Consider the following 19,919-nt stretch of genomic DNA (forward strand, 5'->3'; position numbering starts at 1 on the left):
TAGCAAACTGATTATCAATATTTTTTACTAACCAATAGCATATCTTTAGAAAAGCCGGTCAAGTATTAATTAATACTAAATCATAACCCTGCCTGTTTCCTGAAATTCAAAACTAACTTAGATTGCATTCGGCAAACACTATGAAAAAGAAAAGTATTCCTGCAGATCTGTTGCAGCTGATACGCTCTATGTCAAAAGCCGAGAAACGCGCATTCCGGCTCGACAGTTCGAGATATAAATCAGCCGACGGCACACCGAAGAGTTATCTTCAGGTGTATGAACAACTTCTTCAGCTCGAAGAAGGCGCACCGATACCGGAAATCAATGCAACTGATCAGGAATACCTGTTTCAGCTGCTTACCGAATCGCTGGTGCAGCAGCAGCACCGTAATTCGCCCGAAAGCGGGCTGCGCGAACAACTTTCAGCAGCCCACCTGCTCTATCAGCGTGGACTTGAAAAACGCGCCAACCGCCTGCTCGAAAAGCTGACTGAGCAGGCTTCCGAAGCCGGGCTTTTCGAATTTGCGCTTGAAGTAACTTCGCTGGCTTTGCGTTTGGTAAACGGCATGGGCCAGCTGCATCAGGCCGAGAAAATAATTGCCCGCCGCAGCGAACTTATGAAAGGCCTCACGCGCATGCACGAAACGGATATGCTGCTGCTGCGGCTCAGTTCAACTGCGGCCGACAAATCAGCCATTATCGACGAAATTCTGAACAGTGCGCTGCTGAAACAGGAGCCGCTGAGTGTGCCCGAAGATATTTTGCGCATGCACCTGCTGGCGCACATTGGCGCCGAACGCAAGAACCTGAGCGAAATGATGCAGTACCACGAACGCGCCCTGCAGCTGCTCGAAAAACACCAGGCTGTACTGGCCGTGCGTCAGGAACAATACATTACAATGGTGTTCAACAGCGGTATCCTCGCCTACCGTTCACGCACGGTGAAGGAAGTGGGACATGCCGTGCAGCGCCTGCGCCAGTTCAGCGAAAACGCCCCCGTACACCTGCGCAGCCGTATTTCACGCGCGCTGATCGAACTCGAACTCCGCGCACGGCTTATTGAAGCCGACAATGCCGACGCCACCGACCTCATTTCCCGCGCACAGCAAATACTCAGCGATACCGAAGGCAACACCGACACCGGCCGCGATGGTTTCATTCGCTACTTTGCCGGACTCCTGGCCTGGAAAACAGGCCGTTTCCGCGAAGGTGTGCGCATGCTCCAGCCCGTGTGCGACAGCAACACGCTCAACACCCTCTGGCCGCGCCTTTACGCCTACGCCAGCCTGCTCCGCATGGCCTGCCACTGGCAAGCCGGCAACAACGAAACCGCCGACACACTCCTGCTCGGCTTTAAACGCAACAAAAGCTTCGAAGCCGCGCGAAACATGCCCGAAGTAGCGCAGCTCATGAAAAACATAAAAGTTTATCCGGGCGGAAGCGAGTGGCTCCTCTAAACGACTATCGGCTGATCTTCCCCGGGATCAGCCAATAGTCGGGAGCATAATTTTTTTTAGTACCCCTCTGATTGAAAAGGGTAATTTGACTGGCAAACACATCTTACCCGAAAACAGAAACCGGCTCAGAAGCAATTCTGAACCGGTTTTCTGCATCAATGCGTGTATGTAATCGGGCAATTACTTTTTGCCTTTCATCTGTTCTTCCAGGCGCTGCTGTTCCCATTTGCGCTGCTGCAGAATCTGCACGTAGCGCGGTGCGCGGCGGTCGCCCATTTGGGCCGAGCGGTTGGCCCACTGCAGCGCCAGATCCAGATCGCCTGATTGTTCGGCTACCAGGGCAAGATTGTAGGAAGCGCGGCGGGCTACTTTCGGATTCGGGTTTGAAGCCAGTTTGTTCCACACATCCGCAGCACCCTGCCAGTTCTGGAAACGGGCCAAACGGCCGGCGGTGCGCATTTCGGGCGTTTTGGGCGCTTTGCGGTAAAACTCGCGGGCTACCCAAATAAATTGGGGCGCAATGCGGTGGCCGTACTGGTTGCCCGCCGCAATACCCGCGCGGCGCGACATTTCATAACGGGCAGGCAAACGGCCCTGTGCTTCCTGCACAGTCTGGCCCTGACCTTCAAAAAACTGATCGCTGTTTTGGGTAAACTGGTCGGAAATGGTTTTGTTTTTCAGGTCGTAAATGCGCCAGGTGGTTACCACACTCACACGGCCACGGGCACGGTGCTGGTTTACGGTAATGGTAGAACCGTCTGACTGGCGCTGCTGCGTGGGCACCAGATCCATTGCCACATCGGTGTTGGAGTCGAATGCTTCAAGCACCACCAGCGCGGTAGTGGTATCGTTGCCAATTATGCGGCTCACCGTTTTCCAGTCGAGCGGCGGCATTACCTGGCGGCGGCCGGTGCCTTTAAGCGCGGTATCAAGCGCGGCAATGGTTACGGTGTAGCGCGGTGTCATGGTCAGCGTCTGGCGCAGGCCTTCGAGGCAGTCTTCCGAAGCCCATTTGTCCTGCAAGGGATTTTCGCCCGTAAGCAGGCCTTCCAGAATGTTCAGCGCCTGCTGGCCATTGCCCTTGCCGGGGCGGGTACGGTCGGCCAGTACAAATTTCTGGAAATGCGCCGGCAGCATAATATCGGCCGGTTTAAGCACCTGCAGCTGGGTTTGCGACACCCTGCAGGACGAAATGGCTGCCGGAACAGTAAAGAGGGACGCAACAAACACAGCGGGCAGCCACAAACGGAGTAAATACTTTTTCATAGGAGTTGTAATTGTGATGTGTGTGGAAGTTTTCAAGTTTCGTGCCAGAATGCTTCCGGGGTTGAAATTAGGGGGATTGGGGGGGATTTGCAAATTTTTGGGGGAATTGCGGCTGGGTTTGCGGCACCTCAACTAATATCATTTAATGATTTAATCATATTTTCAATGGTTTCAGTTGTTTGCTCAATTCCAAAATTACAAATTGAGTGAATACATGATAGACTAACGGTTAAATCAAATGGGAATTGAGTTGGGTTAAGATCGGGGCTTCTTGTAACATTAATATTTAATTGTTTCATTTTTTCAATTTGACCACTTTTTTCAAGAATATCCCACTCCACTTGCCCAGCGATGTATGTATCAGCATTAAGTAATTTGGTAATTTCACTTCGATGTTCAATTGAATGTGTACTTGTTAAACTACTTTGATAAATTATTTTAACATTAAAATAATTCAATGTTTCAAGTATAAGAATAAGTGATTTCATATTTATATCCAAAATAGTACCATCGCTGTTAAGTAAAATTGATCGAAGACTATCCAAAAACCCAAATGCTAATTTATTATGATTGGGATAAATCTGAGAAATTGTTTTAATATGTTTGTCAATCCATGTTTTGTTAGTAGGATCAACTCGTGCATTTTTAAATACAGTCACTCCTTTTCTATTTACTGGCAAAGACAACCATAATTGTTCTCCAGTGTAATTAACTATTCTATTTCGATAAACAAATGAATCTTTATTTCTATGTGGCAATGGAGCTAAATCTAAAATTACAGTAGTATCAACTTCAAGTATTCTTGAAATGTGACGGAGGTTGGGGAGATATCTACTTGTTACACACGTAATTTTCATTAAATACTAGAATCGTAATTTATTGCTGCCATATACATCCAATCAGCTTTTTTATTTCGATAATCTCTCGCAGCCATCAAGATTTCAAAATCAAGCTCTTCAATTTCAGAACAATGTTGCTCAAACATCGCTCTATAAGTATGAACTATAGCACCATGATAGTTTTCTGACTGATAACCAGCATAATTACCATTAGTGAGTAAATGCGATGAATAAATTAATATTCCATTATTTTTTAATAACTTTTTACATAGTTTAAATAAATTTCGCCTCCTCTCATAGGGATTTATCATATCAACCACATTATTCATGAGAAGAGCAATATCAAATGTACCAAAATTTGAATTATAATTTAGAATATCATCACATATAAAAGAATAATCAGGATTATTTTTTATAGCAAAATCAATCATTTGCCGAGAGAAATCTATTCCGACATAATTTTCTTTATCCGGGATTAATGTTTTTACAATTCGTCCAGTTCCACAACCAAGATCTATTATTTTTGAACTTTTTTTTACAAATTTATCTAAAAATAGGCTCTCGATTTCAGATAATTCATTCCATTTGGAATATGCCTCTACGGTTTCACACCTTGAAAGTGCTCTGATATAATCTCTTTCCTCATTATTACTTTTCATAGTGTTTCATTTAAAAAGAATACAAGTTTTTCAGCCATTATTTGCCATTCATTGCCATTGGCATACCAATGATCAGCATCTTGTACTTCAAATAAGTTGCCATTTTTTAAAATTCTTTTTAAATCTCTTACATGTCTAATTGGAACGGCACTATCAGCAGTACCGTGAACTATTTGCACAGGGCATTCTATTTTACTGGCTTCCAAATATGTGTTGTGAAATAACGAATCAAGGACTGCCGAATAATTCAAGCCAACCTCTTTAGAATACCCTTCGTTACCCCATTCTTCCATTATTTTAGCTCCATATTGTAATTGATACCCCTCTGGAAGAAATGTGCTTGGTGATTTTAATGCTATTGCTTTTATTTCAGAAAATTTGCTTGCTTCTAGTAAAGCTATATTCCCACCATAACTTGCACCTAATATTCCTATTCTATTTTTATCATGTAATCCATTATTTAATACAAAATTCATTACCCCCTTAAAATTTTCGCATCCGAGCGATAAGTTTAATTCTTTGTAAACACCTGGTGAATTACCAAGTCCTGAAAAATCAAATAAAAATGTCCCTAACCCTATTTTATGAAGCATTGGTACTATTTGCTGCCAAGTTTGACCTTTACTGCCACTTGGTCCATCACCAGTCATAAGAATTACTAGTGGAAAATTTTCTTGCAATACGTCTGGCATACCCCACATTCCGAAAAGAATATTTTTGCCATCATTAAATTCGACTAATTGATTACTAATCATGTTTTCTATTTTAAGTTAAGTGAAATTTTTCCGTCAACTTTATATTCTTTTCCTGTTTCTTGTGTTTTATTTGAATTTCGTTTTAAAGATTCCATAGAAGGAGCTAGTACTTTTCCATCAGCTATATGATGTGCAAGAAAACTATTAGCTTTCTTGTAATAATAAAGACCGTAATTAACTATGAAAATTGCAAACATGAATCCAACAAAAAAAGAAAGAACCATTTGAAATTTTGTAGCACAAATAGTGTACGAAATTGTAATACTAGCTAATGGAATTAATAACCCTCCCGCAAGTCGAATTTCACCCTCCGATCTAATTCTATCATAGGGCTGTTCTAATGATGTGCCAGCAATTTTCCCTTCCATCCATAATGTTTCAATAAAAACTGATTTTGTAAACAAAGATTCTCTTTGATTATACTCTTCTGTAGTTGTTGCACTAAATTCTTTGAAAAATCTAATTGACTCTTGTTGTAATCTGTTTTTTGCAGACTCACTATACGGTAACAATGCATTTATAATTCCATTTTTAAATTTATTTTTTTTTGAATTATAGCTAGTATTTACATGTTTCCTATGCAATCCATCGACAATTCCTTCTAAAAATGTAGTATATAAGGAACCAATGATTAGACTTAGAATTATAAAAAAGACTAAAGGAGCTATGTTTAATAATTTAAATATTTCAGCAACATAAGGACGTATCGACACTCTTGAGAATAGATGGTCATACAATAATATGTAAAATGCAATGACAATTATTGCCCCTGTTATGAAAGAAACTCTTATTATTCTAAATCCTGAAATTAATGATTCAAACATATCAAAGTATATGATTATTTTTTTTACAAATACTTTTATTTTTTTTAAAAAAATATTAATCGTAAATATATAATTATTTTCAATAATAAAGAACAAAAAATCAATTTACTACTCTACAATATATAAAAATCATCTAATCTATGGATGAAAAGTCCGCACAATCGATATAAGAATTTCGTCAGTTCTTATTACACTAAACAAGTCAATACTAATATATCCATTACTGTTATTATTTCCACGTCCCCCCAAACAACCTCTTTGCATCCCCCATCCCCCCCCAACAAAAAACCCGTACTTTTGCCCCCGAAATTTCCAGCCAACGCACAAATGACCACACGCGACACCAACTCGCCCGCCCTCCGCTCCTGGGTTCCGGTTCCCGCCGGAAGCGATTTTCCCATACAAAACCTGCCCTTCGGCATTTTCAGCACTCCCCGCCGCAGTGCCCGTGCGGGCATAGCCATTGGCGAACACATCCTTGACCTTGCCGCACTGGCCGAACTGGGCTACCTTGATGTGCTGCAGCTGGACAACAAAGTATTCAGCCAGCCGGTTTTGAACGACTTTATTGCACTTGGCCAAAAAGCCTGGCGGGCCGTGCGCAGCCGCGTGTCGGAACTGCTGGACGAAAAAACACAGGCGCTGCAGAGCCAGCCCGAAGCCCGCGCGCAATGCCTTGTGCCCATGAGCGAGGCGCGTATGCACCTGCCGGTGCGCATTGGCGATTACACCGATTTTTACTCGAGCATTGACCATGCCACCAACATGGGCAAAATGTTCCGCGACCCCGAAAACGCGCTGCTGCCCAACTGGAAACATATTCCGGTGGGCTACCACGGCCGCTCGTCGTCTATTGTGGTGAGCGGCGCCTCGTTTCACCGGCCAAAAGGGCAAACCAAAGCGCCCGATGCCGAAGTGCCCAGCTACAACCCTACCCGCCTGCTCGATTTTGAGCTGGAAACGGCCTTCATCATCGGCAAAGCCACGCAGCTGGGCGACACTATAAGCACAGCCGCCGCCGACGACCACATTTTTGGCATGGTGCTGTTTAACGACTGGAGCGCGCGCGACATACAGGCCTGGGAATACGTGCCGCTGGGGCCGTTTCTGGCCAAGAACTTCTGCTCGGTAATTTCGCCGTGGATTGTAACGCTTGATGCGCTGGAGCCGTTCCGCGTGGCCGGCTACACGCAAACACCCGCCGTGCTGCCCTACCTTGAATACGCGGGCGAAAAAAACATCGACATTGCCCTTGAAGTTTCCATAAAGCCCGAAAACGCGGAAGAAACCGTAGTCTCACGCTCCAACTACAAATACATGTACTGGACCATGGAGCAGCAGCTGGCGCACCACACCGTAAACGGCTGCAACATGAACGTGGGCGATATGCTGGCCTCAGGCACCATAAGCGGGCCCGATGAAGGCTCATTCGGTTCGATGATGGAAATAACCTGGCGCGGCACCAAACCCGTGCAAATGACCGACGGCAGCGAACGCAAATTCATAAACGACGGCGATACCGTGATTGTGCGCGGCTATGCCGAGAAAAACGGTGTGCGCATTGGCTTTGGCGAATGTGCATCAGTTGTACTGCCTGCAAAACCTTAAGCTGCCGCGTATGAAACTCCTGCAAATTTTGCTGCTTGCGTGGCTAACCGCGCTTACGGCCTGCTCGGAAAAACAAAAAGACGACGCCAAAACCGATACTGCTTCCACTGCGGCGGTGGTAAACCCCAATGCGCCCAAGCCCGAAGTACTTACCACCGACAGCGGCCGGCTGGAAGTGCCCGTGGTAAACGGCGAGAAAAACGGCAAGGCATCGGTATATAACAAAGCCGGTAAGCTGGTGAGCGAAGGCCAGTACCTGAAAGACAAAAAAACCGGCGTGTGGAAAGCGTTCGACGAGAACGGAAAACTGCTTGCCGTCACTCAGTTCACCGTTAACGGCATACGCAGCCTGCCGGTGGCTGATTTTGACATGCGCACGTTTGAAAACACGCAAATGAATATTCGCCTGCGTGTGCCGCGCAACTGGAGCGAAGTAAAATCGCCCAACCCGGCGCTGATGGCCGTGTTTGAAAAAGAACTCAGCGATACCACCTTGCAGCGCCCGGCCGTAAACGTGGTAAAAGGCCAGCTGGGTAAAGACGAAACACTGGACAAAATTGCCGCCGACCAGCTTAAAATGCTGCACGACAATGTGGACCGCTTAGATGTGGTGGATGAACAGAAAGTGGAACTGGCACAGGCTACCGGTTTTCGCCGATACGGCACCTATGCGGTGGGTAATGCGCAGATCGGATTTATTACCACCATACTCATTTCCGGGAAGGATGTGTACGTTTTCAACTGCATTGCCGATAATTCAAAGCCCGGTAATATGCTCAATTATCAGGCTGTATTTGACGAAATGGCCGATAGTTTCCAGAAGTTGAAGTAATCTCGCTTACCACTTAGCGGAAATAATCACCCGCTTGTCGATTTGCATGAGATTTACGACGGGAAATGGCAACTTTTACATTGCTCAATATGTTAAAGTGCCTATGAAATCCCTTTGTAACATCCCCGCATTACTTTTTATTTTGGTTTGTACGGCTCCGGCTACGCTTCGTGCACAGTTCAATAATCAGGACAAACAGCTGTTTCAGTTTGCGTGGCATTTTGGTCTCGACCGCCAGTTTTATGAATCATCGCTTGAACGTTCGTTCGGAAAAACATCAATCATTGTAGGTATTGGCGGTAATTCGAATATGGGTTCCGATTATCAGTATGTATCGCCCGAAGATTCGAAAGACATGAACAAGCGGCTTGAACTTTACGAAAGCAAAACGCTCGACAAATTTCCGGAAGTATATACAAAAGACACCTATCTGGAACGCACGGTAACCAAGTATCGCGGCGCTTACATCCGCATCGGAGCCGCGCATTACTTTAATGCCAAAACCAGTGCGCTGCGTCTTTCGGGGTACTATGCCGGAATAGATCTTATCGGTATGCAAACCTTCGAGCATCAGACACTCACCTACCGCATAGACAGCAAACGAAGCGAGACCTGGTCCACCAGCGGCGAAAACAGGTTTTACACGCTGGGCATAGCACTGAAAACCGGTTATGTGTGGTTTCCGATGAAACAAAACCTGTTTTGCGTGCGTGTGGATATTTCGCACCCGTTCTACATTCCGTTTACCGAAACCATTAACCTGAACAGTCCGTTTACCGGCGGGCATTTTGAAGGTGCAATAGGTGTGGGTTTGCGCATTGGTGCGCGGTAAGCTGATAACCTGCTTTCCCCTCTGTGCATGGCCCGAAACGGCTGGCTTGTCCCGAAAGTTTTCGGGACATTTTTTTTCAGCAGCGTATGCATCGGGGCAATTGAAAAACGAGGAGAATGATTGAAAAATAAATCGCTTTGCACAGCTGAAAAATTGTAACTTCAATGCAGATTTGCAGTGATAATTGCTGCGGCATGCTATTGTTTTTATGGCCGACACACAGAAAAAAGCACCCGAAATAGATCTTGACCAGGAGCGGAAGGAAATCCTGAAACGATACCGCAGTTTGCTGCGGGCCTGCAAGCGCAGGCTTGAAAAAGGCGATAAACAGCTTATCCGCAAAGCGTTTAACGTGGCGCTGGATGCGCACAAAGACATGCGCCGCAAATCAGGCGAACCTTACATCTACCATCCGCTGGCCGTGGCGCAGATTTGTGCGGAGGAAATCGGGCTGGGCACCACCTCGGTAGTGTGTGCGCTGCTGCATGATACGGTTGAGGATACCGATATTACGCTTGACGATGTGAAGGGCATGTTTGGCGAGAAGGTGGCAAAGATTATTGACGGGCTCACCAAAATTTCGGGGGTGTTTGACCAGCAAACCAACTCGCTGCAGGCTGAGAACTTCCGCAAAATGCTGCTTACGCTGAGCGATGATATCCGCGTAATTCTCATTAAACTGGCCGACCGCATGCACAACATGCGCACGCTCGACTCGATGAAGCGCGACAAGCAGCTTAAAATTGCCTCGGAAACGCTTTACCTCTATGCCCCGCTGGCACACCGTTTGGGGCTGAATGCCATAAAATCGGAGCTGGAAGACCTGGGACTGAAATACACCGAAGAAGAGGTGTATAACGATATTGCCCAGAAGCTGAAAGACACCGAGCCGGAACGCAAAAAATTTATCGCCAAGTTTATCGGCCCGATTAAGGAAATTCTGCACGAGCAGGGGTTCAAAGCCCGTATTTACGGCCGGCCAAAATCAATATTCAGCATTCAGAACAAAATCCGCTTCAAAGGCGTGCCGTTTGAGGAAATTTTCGACCTGTTTGCCATCCGCGTAATTATTGATACACCCTACGAAAAGGAAAAGGCCGACTGCTGGCGGGTGTATTCCATTGTGACTGATTTTTACCACCCCAGTCCCGACCGTCTTCGCGACTGGATCTCGACGCCCAAGGCAAACGGTTACGAATCGCTGCACACCACCGTAATGGGGCCGGAAGGCAAATGGGTGGAAGTGCAGATACGCACCGAGCGCATGGACGAGCTGGCCGAAAAGGGCTATGCGGCGCACTGGAAGTATAAGGATGAAGTGGCGGGTGTGGACAACAACCGCGAAAACCAGCTGGAAGAGTGGCTGCGCAAAATCCGCGAACTGCTGGAAAGTCCGGAGGAAAACGCGCTTGATTTCATAGACGATTTCAAGCTGAACCTGTTTGCGGAAGAAATTTTTGTGTTTACGCCCAAAGGCGAAATGCGTACGATGCCCGTGGGCGCCACTGCGCTTGACTTTGCGTTTGATATTCACACCAAAGTGGGCGAAGAATGTATTGGCGCGAAGGTGAACCACAAATTAGTGCCGCTGAGCCACGAACTCATCAGCGGCGATCAGGTGGAAATTCTCACCTCGTCGAAACAACAGCCCAAGGAAGACTGGCTGAGCTATGTGGTTACAGCCCGCGCCAAATCGAAAATTAAGAGTGCGCTGAAAGAAGAAAAGCGCCGTGTGGCTGAAGAAGGGCGCGAAATTCTGGAGCGTAAATTCAACCACCAGAAAATTGATTTCACGGTAAAAAACATCAACGAATTTCAGATGTACCTGCGTTTGCCCAGCGCGCAGGAACTTTTTTACCGCGTGGCAAAAAATGTGGTAACCCTGCGCGAGCTGAAAAACTGGCTGCGCGACAAAGACAAACCCAACCGCAGCGCCAAAACCGAACCCACACTGGAGCAGGTGGTGAAAGATGTACGCGGCCAGAAAAGCGCCGAAGACATGCTCATCATCGGCGATAACATGACGCGCATTGAATACAAATTAGCCAACTGCTGCACGCCCATTGCCGGCGATGATGTATTTGGTTTTATTACCGTAGGCGAAGGCATAAAAATTCACCGCGTAAACTGTCCCAACGCGCTCCAGCTCATGGCCAACTACGCCTACCGCATTGTAAAGGCGCGCTGGCAGGGACAAGAGAAAATTTCGTTCCTGGCCGGTATCCGCGTAGCCGGCATCGACGAAGTGGGCATTGTAAACAACATCACCCGCATCATCTCCAGCGAACTCAACGTAAACATGCGCTCCATTAGTTTTGATACGGTTGACGGCACGTTTGAAGGAACTATAATGCTTTTTGTGCATGATACCAACCACCTCACCAGCCTGATCAATAAACTCCGTAAGGTAAACGGCGTGCAGGATGTGTCGCGTATTAATCCGGGGAATTAATTTGTAAATTAGTGGACAGATGAAACAAACGCCAGAAAATACGCCCACCGTACCTGAAGAAACTTCTTTTTTAACTCCGGAGGATCTCAAAATTATCTCCGAACGAAAAGCCAAATTTCTATCTGGCGAAGAGCAGGCTCTGGATGCTTACGAAGCCGGAAAAGAATTGCTAAAACTATTTGAAAAATAGGTTGCTCCGTGTTCGATATTATTATTGTTCCCGGAGCCTATAATGATCTACGCCGTTTTGCCCAATGGTATGAAAAAAACAGGAGGGCTACGGTTCATTATTAATCCGCGAATATCTTGATGCAGTTCAGCATTTAGGAAAATATCCCTATGCGCAACAGGAAGTAGAACATTCGCTTCGACAAATAAGGATTGGCCGTTTCCCTTGTTTAATTATCTATGATATTGCTGATGGCAAAACTGTAATCATTTACAGAATTATTCATTCACACACTAATCCGGTCAAAAAAAGACTAAGAAAGTAAGCCAGATATCACATTTTGTTTATCTCCCCACCCAACAAAAATCAGTATCTTTACCTCCCTTTACATTACGCATACCAACATGACAGATACAGAAACCCGGGAAACGGTGAAAAACATTTTCGCTGCGCACCTGGGTAAGCACGGACACCGCAAGACACCTGAACGGTTTGCGATCCTGGATGAGATTTATGTGAGAGGCGGTCATTTCGACATTGAATCGCTGTACATTCACATGAAGAATCAGAAATACCGGGTGAGCCGCGCTACGCTGTACAATACCATAGAGCTTTTACTGGAATGCGGGCTGGTTACACGCCACCAGTTTGGCCGCAATCAGGCTCAGTTTGAACGCGCCTACGCCTACAAGCAACACGACCATTTGATTTGTCAGGACTGTGGCCGTGTGCTTGAATTCTGCGACCCGCGCATCCAGCAAATCAAAAAAACCACCGGCGATATTCTCGACTTTGAAATTGTGAACCACTCGCTCAATTTCTTTGGTCGCTGCAACAAACTGGCTGCGCACGGCACCTGCCCTCACAAGGATACAAACGGAAAAGAGCCCTCATGAACTTCTCCTACACCATACCGCAAACCCGGCCTGTGGCCATTATTGCCATGCAGGGCAATCTGCTCGATAAAGATTCATCGCTGCAACTGCTTGGCGATGTGGACAAGCTGGCTGCCGACGGGCATGCCCATTTCATTTTCGACCTTACGGCCATGAAGCTCATGAACAGTACCGGGCTTAATGTACTTATTCAGGCCCTTACACACGCCCGCCGTGCCGGTGGCGAAGTGGTGGTGGCCTGCATACCCAATAAAGTGCGCGAACTCCTGCTGCTTACACGCCTTAATGCGGTGTTTCATGTGTATGACACGCTTGACGAGGCCCGCGCTCACCTGAACCGATAATTACTCTCAATCATTCATTCAAATACCGACCACCCTTTTCTATGAAAGCTGATATTCTCCTGGGCCTCCAATGGGGCGATGAAGGAAAAGGTAAAATTGTTGACGTTCTCACACCCAAGTACGATGTGATAGCCCGTTTTCAGGGCGGCCCCAATGCCGGTCACACACTTGAGTTTAACGGCATAAAACACGTACTGCATACCATTCCTTCCGGTATTTTCCATGAAACCACGGTAAACGTAATCGGAAACGGTGTGGTGATTGATCCGGTTATTCTCAAGCGCGAAATTGATGCGTTGCGTAAGCTGGGCGTGGATGTAAAAAAACGCCTGCTTGTGTCGCGCCGCGCACACCTTATCCTGCCCACACACAGCCTGCTCGACAAAGCTTCGGAAGCCGCAAAGGGCAAGGAAAAAATCGGTTCCACGCTCAAAGGTATCGGCCCTACGTACATGGATAAAACCGGCCGCAACGGTTTGCGTGTAGGCGATATTGATTTGCCCGATTTCCGCGAGAAATACGACAAACTGGTAGCCAAGCACCGCGAACTGCTTCGCTTTATGGGTGCGGATACTGACCCTGCCGAGTTTGAAGGCGCCTGGTTTGAAGGTATTGAAACCATGCGTGAGCTTACCCGCATTGACAGCGAGCATTTTGTAAACGATATGCTGCGCAACGGCAAAACCGTGCTGGCCGAAGGTGCGCAGGGCTCCATGCTGGATATTGACTTTGGCACCTATCCGTTTGTCACCTCGTCAAACACCATGGCTGCAGGCGCCTGCACCGGATTGGGCATTGCCCCCTCACGCATTGGCAATGTAATTGGCATTTTCAAAGCCTACTGCACCCGCGTGGGAAGCGGCCCCTTCCCTACCGAGCTGCTTGAAGAAACCGGTGAACGCATGCGTCAGGAAGGCCGCGAATTCGGCTCTACCACCGGACGCCCGCGCCGCTGCGGCTGGCTTGATTTACCGGCCCTGCGCTACGCCATTACCATTAACGGCGTAACCGAGCTGATGATGATGAAGGCCGATGTGCTGAGCATTTTCGACACCATCCGCGTGTGTACACATTACCGCGTAAACGGCCAGCTTACCGATCGTTTGCCGTATGATATTAACGGCGTAACCATTGAACCGGTATATACTGACCTGAAAGGCTGGAACTGCGATCTTACCGGACTCACCCAGCCCGAAGACATGCCGCACGAGCTGATTGAATACATCGGCTTTATTGAACGCGAAACCGGTGTGCCCGTGCATGTAGTTTCTGTAGGGCCTGACCGTGTGCAAACACTCATGCGCAGCGCGGTGTGGGCCTGAGCGGCACCGTTTTTCACAACAAATGCTAAACCCGATGCGCCACACGCACAGCGGCACTGAAATTGTAAAAAGCAGCGGCATGAAAACGCTGCTGCTTTTTGCTTTTATGCTTTTTGCCACATGGCTGCAGGCGCAACCCATTGCCACCACCAACAGCAAACAAATTGCCGTGCGCAACGCCGAAAGCCTCATCGGCGATCAGCGGCTCGGCTACCAGCGCCTGCTGGGCAATGTGCAGTTTGAACATCAGGGCACACTCATGTTTTGCGACAGCGCACACCTGCGCAGTCAGGGCAATACGCTTGAAGCATACGGGCACGTACACATTCAGCAGGGCGACTCGGTACACATTTACGGCGATTTGCTGAAGTACGACGGCAACAGCCGCATTGCCAACATGCGCCGCAATGTGCGCCTCACCGACCGCGACATGGTGCTCACCACCGACTCGGCCGCGTATGATATGAACACAAAAATTGCCCGCTACGTGAGCGGCGCAAAAATTGTGAGCCGCGAAAACACGCTGAACAGCCAGATCGGCACCTACTCGACCGAAACAAAAACGCTGACGTTCAAAAAAAACGTGGTGCTCAACAACCCGCGCTACGTAATGAACTGCGACACGCTGCGCTATCAGCCCGATACTAAAGTGGCGTATTTCCTCGGACCCACCACCATCAAATCAAAAGGCAGTACAGATTTTATTTATTGCGAAAATGGGTTTTACGACACGAAAAAAGACGTGTGCCAGTTTCAGCGTAACGCTTACATCATTACTGATTCGCAGGAACTGAAAGGTGATAGTTTATGGTATGATCGCAAAAACGGGCTTGGGAAAGCGATTGGTAATGTAAAACTAACAGATACTACTCAAAACATTGTCATTACCGGCGGATTAGCTACTCACAATGAGCGCACCAACACTTCGGTTGTATCGAAAGAGGCGCTTTTCATACAATTATTTGACAAAGACTCACTCTTTCTGCATGCCGATACGCTGAAAACGATAACTGTTGACCGCCCCAAAGGCGACACGGTGTCGGACAATGAGCGGAAGGTATTTGCGTATCGCGGTGTGCGCTTTTATAAAACCGATTTGCAGGGGCGTTGTGATTCACTTTCGTGGACATCGGCCGACAGTACAATGCGGCTTTTCGGCGATCCGGTGCTTTGGTCGGGCGGCAACCAGCTAACGGCTGAGCGGGTTTATATTATTACGGTAAAAGGCGAAGTAAAGCGGCTGGAGCTTGAAAACCTCGCCTTCATTGCCTCACGCGATGACAGCAGCCGTTTTAATCAGATACGCGGCAAATACATGACCGGTTATTTTCAAGACAACCAGCTGGTGCGCATTGATGTGCGCGGCAACGGGCAAACACTTTACTATGCACGTGATCAGGGCCTGCTGGTAGGCGTAAACCGTGCCGACTGCAGCCGTTTGCGTATTGAAGTGAAAGAAAGCAAAGTAATCGGTATCAGCTTTTACGACAAGCCGGATGCGTCTTTGTTTCCACCCCTTGATTTACCTCCGCGTCAGGCGTTGCTTAAAGACTTTCGCTGGCGCGAAAGTGAGCAGCCGACCTCTGTGCGTGATTTATTTAAATAATAGTTTGAATTGCCTTTGGGAACAATTCTTATCAATCCATTCAAATTGAATCATGAATACGATGCTTCCTTTATTTCAGGTATGTTTCCGTAAAAAAAACGCCTACCTGAATTTATTTAACATAGCAAAATGAACTTCAGTTAATTAAAATCTTTTTCTGAAACAACCGGTTTCCAGTTATTGTCTTTTTGAAAGCCAGAGGCAACTGCGGGTTCATAGAAATTAATCTTATGTGCGGAACTATCAGGAGTAAAAATCCATAGCTGTTCCTCACGCAACCAATCTTCTTTAAGTAATTCAGGATTTTCACGAAGCACCTCAGCCCAGATCGGACTGGCACAATATTCACAACTTATTCCTTCTGGTTTTACCGCTTTATATCCACAAATTTCGCATGTGAGAAATTTCGGTTTCTGAAAATTATCAATCAGTATTACCCCTGTAAAACAGGTTGGTATCAAGATCAGCAATATGATAATTTTAAACCATGCAGGTTTGGACTTGACGACTTGCCAAATTCCGAAACCAATTGCAGCCCCTATCACACCCAGTATAACTCCATAAAGCACGGAAATTTTGCGATCGTCGTCCAAACGTGTGGCCAGTGTGCTGCACAAAGTCATAGGAACACCAGAAAACAAAGCAATCCAGAGTCGATCCCGTGAATTGTAAGTATTGTTAGTTTCAAAGACCATATCCAGAAAATGTCTTTAGAAAATTTTGCCGAAATTATTTCTTGAATCCGTTCAGAATTTCCTTCAGCACTTTACCGCGCACACCCATTTTGGCCAGTTTGTTATCGTCAGCATCAGGATACACTCTGTTGCTGAGGAACACAAACACGATTCCGGTTTCGGGATCGGCCCAGGCCTGAGTGCCTGTGAAACCCTGATGGCCGAAGCTGCGCAGCGAAATACCATCGCAGGCTGGCACAAACGTTTCGGGATCGGGTTTATCGAACCCAAGCCCTCGCCGGTTGCCGCTGAACGGTGCGCTGGTGAACTGATCAATTGTTGTTTGCTGAAAGTAACGTTGTCCGCCGTAGGTGCCGCCATTGAGGAAAAGCTGCATCATTACGCCTACATCGTTGGCATTGCTGAACACGCCTGCATGGCCACCAATGCCGCCCTGCATGGCCGCAGCCGGGTCATGCACATCGCCCTGAATCAATTGTCGGCGAAACTTCACGTCGTTTTCAGTAGGCGCACAACGGCTGGCCGGGAAACGCAGTCCGGGCTGGTAGCCCATAGTAGGCAGGCCAAGCGGACGATAGAAATTGGCGTTCACATAGTCGGTAAGCAGCATCTGTTCCTGCTTTTCAATAATACGTTTCAAAAAGAAAAAGCAGAGATCGCTGTACTTGTAAGTGATACCCGCACTCATTCCCGAATTCACCACTTCCTGATACATGGTATCGAGGTAGTTGTATTTCATAAAAATGCCGGGCGCTACATAAATCGGGAATGAATCGGAATATACATTGCTGTAAATGGAACGTTTACGCACGCCGTTTTTGTCAACCGTTTTTGTCCAGAACGGAAGCCACGCTTCAAGTCCGGCATAATGCGCCATCATATTCCGGATAACGATGCGGCCTTTATTGGTGTTTTTGAGTTCTGGCAGATACACGCTCAGCGTACTGTCCACACTTAACTTACCACGTTCCTGCTGGCGCATTACGGCGGGTGTTGTGGCCATGATTTTAGTCACTGAAGCGATGTCGTACAAATCCGTATTATTCACTTTACGTTTTTGCGCATACGTGAAATGGCCGTATGATTTATGCAGGAACACCTTTCCGTCTTTAGCGGCAAAGAGTTGTCCGCCGGGGAATGCTTTTTTCTCAATGGCATCGGCCATAATGGAGTCGATACGAGAAAGCGCTTTGCGGCTGAATCCGACGGCCTCGGCGGTCACGTATGCAAAACGTTCGGGAGCCGGAGTAGCCATGCCGGTGCCCAGTGCCCAGCCTTTGAGTGTAACGGGCAATTTACCTTTTGCGCTCACGCCGCCAAACACCAGCTGGGCAGCCACATCCTGCAGCGCAGGCAAACTTTCGTAGCCGATCACTACGGCGCTGCAACGCTGCAACTCAGGAAGCTGATCGGCAGCGTATGCCGAGCCAAACACGGCCGCCACCACAGTTTTGCCTTTGCCCTGAAGCGCGGCCAGCAGCGCCGACGTTTGCGGATGAATATTGAAATTGTTTGCCGTGCGCTGGCTCACCGCACTCAATGCCACCACCACCAGATTAAAGCCGTCGAGTTTTTTAAGCAGTGTATCAAACTCAGGTTGTCTGGCATCGTTTTCGAATGCAAACGGAGTTACACCGGCATACAAAGCCATGCGTTCGTGAAAAAGTCCGGGGCGGCTGGCACCCAGCGTTACCGAAGCAATGCGCAGCGTATCGGGCCGGCGCAGGGGCAGGAGTTGTTGTTCGTTTCGCACGAGTGTTACGGCGCTTTCGGCCATCTGATGGTTGAGCCAGTCAGAAGCCGGTGTGTTGAGTTCACTCACCAGGTTTTTGAGTTTAACCACCGGCTTGGCGGTGAGGCCCATCCACTGTTTGGCAAGCAGGATGCGGCGGCAGCGTTCATCAATTTCAGCCTGCGAAATTTCTTTGCGGGCAATAGCTGCTTTTATTGCGGCCAGTGCTTTAGGCACATCGCCCGAAAAAAGCAGCACATCATTTCCGGCCAGCAGGGCTTTTACATCTACTTCTCCTTCGGGATAATAACTGCTCACGCCTTTCATATTCAGCGCATCCGTAAACACCAATCCGCGAAAACCAAGCTCTTCGCGAAGCAAACCGGTAACTACCTTTTTGCTGAGTGTAGTGGGGATATTGGCTGCCGTATCAAGCGCGGGTACTGAAAGATGGGCCACCATCATACTCCCGATTCCGCCGTGTATCAATCCTTTAAACGGAAAAAGTTCGAGCGAATCGAGCCGCTCTTTGCTGTGCGAAATTAACGGCATGGTCTTGTGCGAATCGCTTTCGGTATCGCCGTGGCCGGGAAAATGTTTGCCGCAGGCCAGCACGCCGCCTTGTTGCAAACCATTCATATACATTAATGCTTTGCGGGTTACTGCAAATTTATCTTCGCCAAACGAGCGTGTACCGATTACCGGATTGGCTGCGTTATTGTTCACATCCGCATCGGGCGAAAAGCTGATCTGCACGCCAAGACGCTTGCACTGCCTCGCCATATCTCGCCCCATGAAATAGATCAGCGAGTCGTTTTGCATGGCGCCCAGCGTCATTTGCCTCGGAAACACCACCGTGCTGTCGATACGCATGGAAAGCCCCCACTCGGCATCCATGGCAATCATAAGCGGCACTTTAGAAAGTTTCTGGTATTTGTTGGTGAGCTGCGCCTGCCGCACCGGTCCGCCCTGCATGAAAATGAGTCCGCCGATATGGTATTTACTCACCAGCGTGGTAATTTCCTTCACATGCGTGGCATTTTTATTCGACCAGGCGGCTACCATAAACAATTGTGCAATGCGCTGATCGGGGGTGAGTGTTTTCATCACGGAATCGGCCCAGCGGGTATTGCTCAACGCCAGAAACGGCGGTAGCTGCGAAGGCCCGCTGGTAGCTTTAGTGCTATCGGAAGCAGAAAAGGCGGCTATATCAGGAACTGCCGGAGTGAGCAGCAGAAGCGGGAAAAGGAAGGCGGCAGTGCGAATGAAATGCATGGTTGCTGTCGGCTATGGATAAAGATAAACAACTGTATTGCTGTTGTTTATCAGGAATGAATAAGTGTATGGGTTTAGACAATAAATGTACCGTGATGTGCGGGAGGAATTACGGAGGGGTGTTTGACTTTTCAACAGCTGCGCTGTTGATTAGGGCTGAAGATCCCGTCGGGGCGCGATGCTTCGCCCACGGTAGCATGCGCACGCGGGGATTTCTGGGGGGGCGTGGGGATTTATCTAGGGCGCGGGGATTTATCTAGGGCGCGGGGATTTATCTAGGGCGCGGGGATTTATCTAGGGCGCGGGGATTTATCTAGGGCGCGGGGATTTATCTAGGGCGCGGGGATTTATCTAGG

Annotated in this window: 18 protein-coding genes; 11 read left to right on the forward strand and 7 right to left on the reverse strand. The window is 47.9% G+C overall.

The annotated features are described in order from the left end of the window. Positions 1–140: 140 nt before the first annotated feature. Positions 141–1,457 (forward strand): hypothetical protein, encoded by a 1,317-nt coding sequence (locus tag IM638_05750; GenBank protein MCA6362520.1) that lies wholly within the window; start codon positions 141–143, stop codon positions 1,455–1,457. 180 nt (positions 1,458–1,637) lie between these two features. On the opposite strand, the gene IM638_05755 is transcribed toward IM638_05750, so the two are convergent. The 5 genes from IM638_05755 to IM638_05775 all read right to left on the reverse strand — a co-directional run bounded on the left by IM638_05755 (position 1,638) and on the right by IM638_05775 (position 5,800). Continuing rightward, complete coding sequence (locus IM638_05755) at positions 1,638–2,723, reverse strand: sel1 repeat family protein (GenBank protein ID MCA6362521.1); 1,086 nt, start codon at positions 2,721–2,723, stop codon at positions 1,638–1,640. A 128-nt stretch (positions 2,724–2,851) separates the two neighbouring features. After that, positions 2,852–3,580 carry a WbqC family protein gene (locus IM638_05760; GenBank protein MCA6362522.1) on the reverse strand — a complete coding sequence of 243 codons (729 nt, stop codon included), beginning with the start codon at positions 3,578–3,580 and terminating at the stop codon, positions 2,852–2,854. After that, the gene (locus tag IM638_05765; GenBank protein ID MCA6362523.1) at positions 3,580–4,221 is read right to left on the reverse strand and encodes a class I SAM-dependent methyltransferase; all 642 of its coding nucleotides are present in this window, start codon (positions 4,219–4,221) and stop codon (positions 3,580–3,582) included. Before IM638_05765 ends, IM638_05760 begins: the two co-directional genes overlap by 1 nt. Further along, on the reverse strand, positions 4,218–4,976 hold the full coding sequence (locus IM638_05770; protein ID MCA6362524.1) for a prolyl oligopeptidase family serine peptidase: 759 nt from the start codon (positions 4,974–4,976) through the stop codon (positions 4,218–4,220). Before IM638_05770 ends, IM638_05765 begins: the two co-directional genes overlap by 4 nt. 5 nt (positions 4,977–4,981) lie before the next feature. Continuing rightward, complete coding sequence (locus IM638_05775; protein ID MCA6362525.1) at positions 4,982–5,800, reverse strand: hypothetical protein; 819 nt, start codon at positions 5,798–5,800, stop codon at positions 4,982–4,984. A gap of 327 nt (positions 5,801–6,127) precedes the next feature. Between IM638_05775 and fahA the strand changes: the two genes are divergently transcribed. The 10 genes from fahA (at position 6,128) to IM638_05825 (ending at position 15,861) form a co-directional block, all read left to right on the forward strand. Then, positions 6,128–7,408 (forward strand): fumarylacetoacetase, encoded by a 1,281-nt coding sequence (gene fahA / locus IM638_05780; protein MCA6362526.1) that lies wholly within the window; start codon positions 6,128–6,130, stop codon positions 7,406–7,408. Between the two features lie 10 nt (positions 7,409–7,418). Then, positions 7,419–8,240 carry a hypothetical protein gene (locus IM638_05785; protein ID MCA6362527.1) on the forward strand — a complete coding sequence of 274 codons (822 nt, stop codon included), beginning with the start codon at positions 7,419–7,421 and terminating at the stop codon, positions 8,238–8,240. A gap of 103 nt (positions 8,241–8,343) precedes the next feature. After that, positions 8,344–9,072, forward strand: coding sequence for a hypothetical protein (locus IM638_05790; protein ID MCA6362528.1), 729 nt, complete (start codon positions 8,344–8,346; stop codon positions 9,070–9,072). Between the two features lie 208 nt (positions 9,073–9,280). Next, a complete protein-coding gene (locus tag IM638_05795) occupies positions 9,281–11,524 on the forward strand; it encodes a bifunctional (p)ppGpp synthetase/guanosine-3',5'-bis(diphosphate) 3'-pyrophosphohydrolase (protein ID MCA6362529.1) in 2,244 nt (747 codons plus the stop codon). Between the two features lie 19 nt (positions 11,525–11,543). After that, entirely contained in the window at positions 11,544–11,714 is a 171-nt protein-coding gene (locus IM638_05800; protein MCA6362530.1) for a hypothetical protein, read from the forward strand. A gap of 103 nt (positions 11,715–11,817) precedes the next feature. Beyond that, on the forward strand, positions 11,818–12,018 hold the full coding sequence (locus IM638_05805) for a type II toxin-antitoxin system RelE/ParE family toxin (protein ID MCA6362531.1): 201 nt from the start codon (positions 11,818–11,820) through the stop codon (positions 12,016–12,018). Between the two features lie 79 nt (positions 12,019–12,097). Then, positions 12,098–12,589: a transcriptional repressor gene (locus tag IM638_05810; protein ID MCA6362532.1), complete on the forward strand. Its 492-nt coding sequence runs from the start codon at positions 12,098–12,100 to the stop codon at positions 12,587–12,589. Beyond that, entirely contained in the window at positions 12,586–12,933 is a 348-nt protein-coding gene (locus IM638_05815; protein ID MCA6362533.1) for an STAS domain-containing protein, read from the forward strand. The genes IM638_05810 and IM638_05815 overlap by 4 nt, the downstream gene beginning before the upstream one ends. 41 nt (positions 12,934–12,974) lie before the next feature. Then, positions 12,975–14,255 (forward strand): adenylosuccinate synthase, encoded by a 1,281-nt coding sequence (locus IM638_05820; protein MCA6362534.1) that lies wholly within the window; start codon positions 12,975–12,977, stop codon positions 14,253–14,255. A gap of 34 nt (positions 14,256–14,289) precedes the next feature. Beyond that, the gene (locus IM638_05825) at positions 14,290–15,861 is read left to right on the forward strand and encodes an organic solvent tolerance protein OstA (GenBank protein MCA6362535.1); all 1,572 of its coding nucleotides are present in this window, start codon (positions 14,290–14,292) and stop codon (positions 15,859–15,861) included. A gap of 140 nt (positions 15,862–16,001) precedes the next feature. On the opposite strand, the gene IM638_05830 is transcribed toward IM638_05825, so the two are convergent. Beyond that, on the reverse strand, positions 16,002–16,454 hold the full coding sequence (locus IM638_05830; GenBank protein MCA6362536.1) for a hypothetical protein: 453 nt from the start codon (positions 16,452–16,454) through the stop codon (positions 16,002–16,004). 136 nt (positions 16,455–16,590) lie between these two features. Beyond that, on the reverse strand, positions 16,591–19,563 hold the full coding sequence (locus tag IM638_05835; protein MCA6362537.1) for a serine hydrolase: 2,973 nt from the start codon (positions 19,561–19,563) through the stop codon (positions 16,591–16,593). Positions 19,564–19,919 lie beyond the last annotated feature (356 nt).

The sequence above is a fragment of the Bacteroidota bacterium genome (genome assembly GCA_020402865.1).
Taxonomy (GTDB): Bacteria; Bacteroidota; Bacteroidia; order Palsa-965; family Palsa-965.